We start from the raw sequence: 7153 nt of genomic DNA on the forward strand, positions 1-7153 counted from the left end.
TGTGCGCAGCAAGCCGGGGAGCCAGCGGAACACCACCACGGACAGCAAGCTGAGGTTCCCCGGTCGCGGCAAGCGCCACCCAATCCGGATCAGGCTCCCCACCGGGCAAATCAACAAGCTGAAACCGACCCGGATGCTCAGACTGAGCACTACGAACCAAACCCCACACCGGCGCCATCGCAAGATCAACCGCCTCATCACCCACCGCAACCCCCTGACGGGTGACCACGACCAGGCGGGCGGCGGCCAGCGGTTCGGCGGCGAGCCAGTCCTGCACCAGGGAGAGAGCGTGCTCGGTGGTGGCGCGGGCGGCGGCGGCCGGGTCGGCGCCCGCGGCCGGGGTGATCTCGGCGAGCACCAGGTCGGGGACGGTGACGCCGTCGGCAATCGACCGTTGCAGGGCCGGCAGGCCGACGTCGCCGAGCATCGCGACCTCGGCCGGGCCGGCGGGCGGGGTGAGGCCGGTGACCGGGATCCACTCGACCTGGTGCAGCGCGCGCTGCCCGCCACGCAGGGACGCCTCGAGCTGCGCCTGGTCGATCGGGCGGAAGGCGAGGGCCTCCACGGTGATCAGCGGGACGCTGTGCTCGTCGACCGCGTCGATGCGCACCGTGGACTCGCCGGTGGCGGAGATCCGGACCCGGGCGCGCCGTCCGCCGCTCCGGCCGAGGCTCACCCCGGACCAGGAGAACGGCAGGTCGGTCGGGTCGCCGGGCGCCTTGTCGAGCAGGCCGCCGTGCAGCACGGCGTCGAGCAACGCGGGGTGGATGTCGTACCCGTCGCTGGTGGCGTCGTCGTCCAGCGCCACCTCGGTGTACGTGTGCCCGGCGTCGCGCCAGGCCGCCCGCAGGCCCTGGAACAGCGGGCCGTAGTCGTAACCGGATTCGGCGAGCCGCGCGTAGAGGGTGTCGACCGCGACGGGCTCGGCGCCGGGCGGCGGCCAGGCGGCCGGGAACGGCGCGGGCGGCGCGGCGTCGGCGGCCAGCCAGCCCAGGGCGTGGCAGGTCACCTCGGTCTCCCCGCCGGGCCCGGCGGTCTCCGGCCGGGAGTAGACGGCGACCGGCCGGCGGCCGTCCTCGGCGGCCTTGCCGATGGTGACCTGCACCTGCCGCGCGGCGTCGTCGAGGAGGATCAGCGGCGCCTGCAGGACGAGGTCGTCGATGACCGGGTGGTCGACCCGGCGGCCGGCGGTGAGGGCCAGCTCGACGATCGCGGCGCCCGGCACCAGCACCGTGCCCAGCACCGCGTGGTGCGAGATCCACTCCTGGCTGTCCGGCGTGAGGCGGCCGGTGAACAACCATTCGTCGCGGTCGGCGACCGGGGTGGCGGCGGCCAGCACGGGATGCCCGGTGCGGCCCAGCCCGGCGGCGGCGGGGTCGCCGGCCCCGGCGCCCGGCAGCAGCCAGTACCGCTGCCGCTGGAACGCGTACGTGGGCAGGGCCACGTGGCCGGCACCGGTGCCGGCGTAGACGACGGCCCAGTCGACCGGCACCCCGGCGGCGTGCGCCTCGGCCAGCGACAGGGCGAACCGCTTCGGACCGCCCTCGTCGCGCCGCAGCGAGCCGGTCACCGCGACCTGCCCGGCCGCGGCGGTGACCGACACGGTGTCCTCGACGGCCATGGTCAGCACCGGGTGCGGGGACATCTCCAGAAAGCAGGTGGCGCCGTTGTCCACCAGCGCCCGGACGGCCGGCGCGAAGCCGACCCGCCCGCGCAGGTTGCGGTACCAGTAGCCGGCGTCGAGCGCGGCGGTGTCGAGGAACCCGCCGGTCGCGGTGGAGTAGAACGGGAGGTCGCCGGAGCGCGGGGCGATCGGCGCGAGCACGCTCATGAGCTCGTCCTCGATGGCCTCCACGAAGGCCGAGTGCGAGGCGTAGTCCACCCGGACGCGCCGGGCCCGGACGTCGTCGCGCTCGCAGCCGGCCAGCAGATCGGTGAGGGCGCCCGGCTCTCCCGAGACGACGGTCGCCATCGGGCTGTTCACGGCGGCGACGGACAGGCGGCCGTCGTACCGCGCGATGCGCTCCTCGACCTGCTCCGCGCCGAGGGCGATCGACGCCATGCCGCCGTGCCCGGCGAGCCGTTCCCGGACCGCCCGGCTGCGCAGGACCACCACCCGGGCCGCGTCGTCGAGGGTGAGCCCGCCGGCGACGTACGCGGCGGCGATCTCGCCCTGGGAGTGGCCGACCACCGCGGCCGGACGGACGCCGTACGACTGCCACAGCTTGGCGAGCGACACCATGACCGCGAACAGGACCGGCTGGACCACGTCGACGCGGTCCAGCGACGGCGCGCCGGGCAGGCCACGCAGCACGTCCTCCAGCCGCCAGTCCACGTAGGCGGCCAGGGCAGCGCCGCAGGCGGCGATCTCGGCGGCGAAGACCGGGGAGGAGTCGAGCAGCTCGACCGCCATCCCGTCCCACTGCGTGCCCTGGCCGGGGAAGACGAGGACCGCCTTGCCACCGGTCGCGGCGCCCTCCACGACGTCCGGATGCGGTTCCCCGGCGGACAGCTTCGCCAGACAGGTGAGCAGGTCGCCGCGGTCGGCCGCGACGATCACCGCGCGTCGTTCCAGGTGGGCGCGGCCGGTGGCGAGCGAATGCCCGACGTCGGGCAGGGAGAGGTCGGGGTTGGCGATGAGGTGGGCGCGCAGCCGGTCGGCCTGGGCTCGCAGCGCGGCATCGCCCCGCGCGGACAGCGGCACCGGCAGCACCGCCGGGCCGGCGACCGGCGCCGGGACGGTCACCGGCTCCGGGACGGTCACCGGCTCCGGGACGGTCACCGGCTCCGGCGCGGGCGCCTCCTCGATGACCACGTGGGCGTTGGTGCCGCTGACGCCGAACGACGAGATGCCCGCCCGGCGCGGGTGCTCGCCGGGCAGCCACGGCTCCGCCTCGGTGAGCAGGCGCACCGCGTCGGCGTCCCAGGCGACGTGCGGGGACGGCGCGTCGACGTGCAGGGTGCGGGGCAGGGTGCCGTGCCGCATCGCCTGCACCATCTTGATCATGCCGGCGACGCCCGCGGCGGCCTGGGTGTGGCCGATGTTCGACTTGACCGAGCCGAGCCGCAGCGGCCCCTGGGCGCGTTCACGCCCGTAGGTGGCGAGCAGCGCCCGCGCCTCGATCGGGTCGCCGAGCGGGGTGCCGGTGCCGTGGCCCTCGACCGCGTCCACGTCGGCCGGCCCGAGTCCGGCGTCGGCGAGGGCCTGGCGGATGACCCGCTCCTGCGACGGGCCATTCGGGGCGGTGAGCCCGTTGCTGGCGCCGTCCTGGTTGACCGCGCTGCCGCGGATCACGGCGAGCACCGGGTGGCCGTTGCGGCGGGCGTCGGAGAGCCGTTCCACCACCAGCAGGCCGGCGCCCTCGGCCCAGCCGACCCCGTCGGCGGCGTTCGCGTACGACTTGCAGCGCCCGTCCGGCGAGACGCCGCGCTGGCGGCTGAACTCCACGAACACGTTCGGCCGGGCCAGCACGGTGACCCCGCCGACCAGGGCCAGGGAGCACTCCCGCGCGCGCAACGCGTTGGCCGCCAGGTGCACCGCGACCAGCGACGACGAGCAGGCGGTGTCGACGGTGACCGCGGGGCCCTCGAAGCCGAACGTGTAGCTGAGCCGGCCGGAGGCGACGCTGCCGGCGGAGGCCAGGGTCAGGTAGCCCTCGATCTCCGGGCGGCGGTCGCTCTGCCCGGCGACGAACCCGTAGTCCTGGTACATCAGGCCGCAGAAGACGCCGGTGTCCGAGCCGCGCAGCGCGGTCACGTCGATGCCGGCGTGCTCGAACGCCTCCCACCCGACCTCCAGCAGCAGCCGCTGCTGCGGGTCCATGGCCAGCGCCTCGCGCGGGCTGATGCCGAAGAACTCGGCATCGAACTCGCTGACCCGTTCGACGAAGCCGCCGCTGCGCGTGTACGAGGTGCCGGCGTGGTCGGGGTCCGGGTCGTAGAGGCGTTCGACGTCCCAACCGCGGTCACCGGGGAACTCCGAGGTGCCCTGGCGGCCTTCGGCGACCACCTGCCACAGCTCGTCCGCCGAGGTCACCCCGCCCGGGTAGCGGCAGGCCATGCCGACGATGGCGATGGGTTCGCTGGCGCGGTCCTCGAGCTCGCGCAGCCGCGACCGGGTCTGGTTGAGGTCGATGGCGACCCGCTTGAGGTACCGGACGAGCTTCTCCTGCTGCGGATCGTTGACATCAACGCTCATAACCTTGTCCCCTCGGGTGTTTCCGGGTGCGCCGTCGGTACGGTCAGACATCGCCGAACTCGGCGTTTATCAGCTCAAGGACCTCGTCGGCGGTGGTGGCCGCCTCGATGCGTTCGCTGGTGCGCTGCTCCCCGCCGGTGATCGCGGCCAGCAGCGTGCGAAGCTTCGCGGCCGCCCGCTGCCGGTCGGCCGGCCCGGCGCCGGCGAGGGTGTCCTCCAGCCGCCGCAGCTCCTGGTCGATCGGCGGCTCGGCGGGTTCCGCGCCGCCCAGCTCGGTGAGCAGCAGCGCGGCGATCGCCGCCGGGGTGGGGTAGTCGAAGACCAGGGTGGACGGCAGCCGTACCCCGGTGGCCCGGGTGAGCCGGTTGCGCAGCTCGACCGCGCCGAGCGAGTCGAACCCCAGGTCCTTGAACGCCCGGCCGGGGTCGACCGCGCCCGCGGCGGCGAGGCCGAGCACCTCGGCGACCTGGGCCTGCACGAGCTGGAGCACGACCGGTTCCCGCTCGGCCGCGGTGACCCCGGCGAGGCGCTGCGCGAACGAGGTGTCGTCGTCGGCGCGCCGGGCCGGCGCGGCGACCAGCCCGCGCATCAGCGGCAGCAGCGTCCCCGCCCGGGCCTGCGCCCGGAGCGCGGCGAGGTCGAGCTGGGCCGGGACGAGCAGCGCCGCACCGAGCGCGTCCGCCTGGTCGAACAGGTCCACGCCGAGGTCGGTGGGCAGCGCCCGGACGCCCAGGCGCTGGATCCGGGCGTGGTCGGCGCCGCTGATCTCCCCGGCCATGCCGCCCGCCTCGGCCCACAGACCCCAGGCGAGGGAGGTGCCGGGCAGCCCGGCCGCGCGGCGCCGGTGGGCCAGCGCGTCGAGCACGGCGTTCGCCGCGGCGTAGTTGGCCTGGCCGGGGCTGCCGATCAGGGCCGCCACCGACGAGAACAACACGAACGCGGTGACCGGATGACCGGCGGTCAGCTCGTCCAGGTTCACCGCAGCGTGCACCTTCGGGGTCATCACCCGGCGCAGCTGCTCGGCGCTCAGCGAGGTGACGACGCCGTCGTCCAGAACACCGGCCGCGTGCACCACCGCGGTGAGCGGCCGGTCGAGATCGGCAAGCAGCGCGGCGAGCTGGCCGCGATCGGCGACGTCGCAGGCCACCGCCCGGGCGTCGGCGCCCAGCGCGGCCAGCTCGGCGACCAGCTCCGCCGCGCCGGGCGCTGCCGCGCCGCGCCGGCTGACCAGCAGCAGCCGGGTCGCGCCGTGCCGCTGGGCGAGGTGCCGGGCGAGCACCGCGCCGAGCCCGCCGGTGCCGCCGGTGATGAGCACCGTGCCGTCCGGGTCGAGATCCGGCAGCGCCGCGCCGGGTCCGGCCGTCGTCCGGGTGAGGCGGGGCGCGAGCAGGGTGCCGGCCCGGACGGCGAGCTGCGGCTCGTCGAGCTGGCTCAGCGCCGCCCACTCCGGTTCGTCCGCGCAGTCCGGCTCGTCGGCGGAGGCCTCCAGGTCGACGAGCTGGAACCGGCCCGGGTGCTCCGACTGGGCGCTGCGGATCAGGCCCCACACCGGCGCCTGGGCGAGGTCCGGCACCTCGGCACCGGCCGCGACGGCCGTACGGGTGGTCAGCACGAGCCGTGCCCCGGCGAGCCGGTCGATCGCCAGCCACTGCTGCACCAGGCTCAGGGTGCGTTCGGCGACGTCCTGCGCCTGCTCCGCCGGGCCGGCCGGGCCGGGGGCGGGCGCGGGCAGGAGGACGACGTCCGGCACCGGGGCGCCCTCGGTGAGCGCCCGGTCCAGCGTGTCCAGGTCGGCGTAGTGCTCGGCCACCCGCCGGTGTCCGCCGAGGCCCACCACGCGGGGCGGGCGGCCGCCGTTGCGGGCCGGGGCCGCGACCGGCGTCCAGCCGATGCCGAACAGCGCGTCGCTGCGGGTACGCAGGGCCGCTTCCAGCCGGCCGGTGTCGATCGGCCGGACCACCAGCGAGGCGACCGACGCGACCGGTGCGCCGTGCTCGTCGGCGAGGTCGACCCGGATGGCGGACGGGCCGGCCGGGCCGATGCGGACCCGGACGTGCCCGGGGCCGGGCCGGTCGACGCTCACCCCGGACCAGGCGAACGGCAGCCCCGCCGAGGCGTCCTCGCCCTGGTCGAGCCAGTCGAGCCCGCTGTGCAGGGTGGCGTCGAACAGCGCGGGGTGCAGCGTGTAGCCGCCGGTCGCCTCGGCGTGCGCCACGTCGGCGTAGACGTGCTCGCCGGTTCGCCAGGCGGTCCGCACGCCCTGGAAGGCGGGCCCGTACTGGTAGCCGGCTGCGGCCAGCCGGGCGTACAACTCGTCGGCGGTGACCGGCTCGGCCCCGGCCGGCGGCCACGACGCCGGGAACGCCGCGGCCGGCTCGGCGGTAGCGGTGGCGGTCAGCAGACCGCGGGCGTGGCAGACCGGTACGGCCGGCTCGCCTTCGCCCGCCGGGCCGGCCGAGTAGAGGGCAACCTCGCGGCGCCCGTCCCCGCCGGGCGGCCCGACGGTGACCTGCAGCGACACGGTGGCCCGCTCGGGCACGACCAGGGGTGCTTCGAGGGTGAGCTCGTCGACGACCGGGGTGCCGGCATGCCGTCCGGCGGTGAGCGCCAGCTCGACCAGGGCGGTGCCGGGGACGACCACCGTGCCCAGCACGGCGTGGTCGGGCAGCCAGGGGGCGAGGTCGCGGGAGAGCCGTCCGGTGAGCACCCATTCGTCGCGGTCGCCGACGCGCACGGCGCCGGTCAGCAGGGGATGGTCGACCCGGTCGAGGGTGCTGGTGTCGGGCATCAGCCAGTAGCGCTGGTGTTGGAAGGCGTAGGTAGGCAGATCGATGCGCTTCCCGCCGGCCAGCACGGCCGCCCAGTCCACCGGCACTCCGGCGTTGTGGGCCTGGGCGAGGAACGCGGCGAAAGCGTGCGGCTCGGGCTGCTTGGCCCGCAACGCCGCGGCAAGCA

General features: G+C 75.9%; 2 protein-coding genes. Both read right to left on the minus strand.

Annotated features, from left to right (window positions below; all coding sequences use genetic code 11):
* The coding region (locus tag E1258_RS27970) for a type I polyketide synthase (RefSeq protein ID WP_207919763.1) at positions 1-4198 on the minus strand (4198 nt) is incomplete at its 3' end.
* 43 nt (positions 4199-4241) lie between these two features.
* On the minus strand, positions 4242-7153 hold a 2912-nt coding region (locus tag E1258_RS27975), incomplete at its 5' end, for a type I polyketide synthase (RefSeq protein ID WP_132406393.1).

The sequence above is a fragment of the Micromonospora sp. KC207 genome (assembly GCF_004348615.1).
GTDB lineage: Bacteria > Actinomycetota > Actinomycetes > Mycobacteriales > Micromonosporaceae > Micromonospora.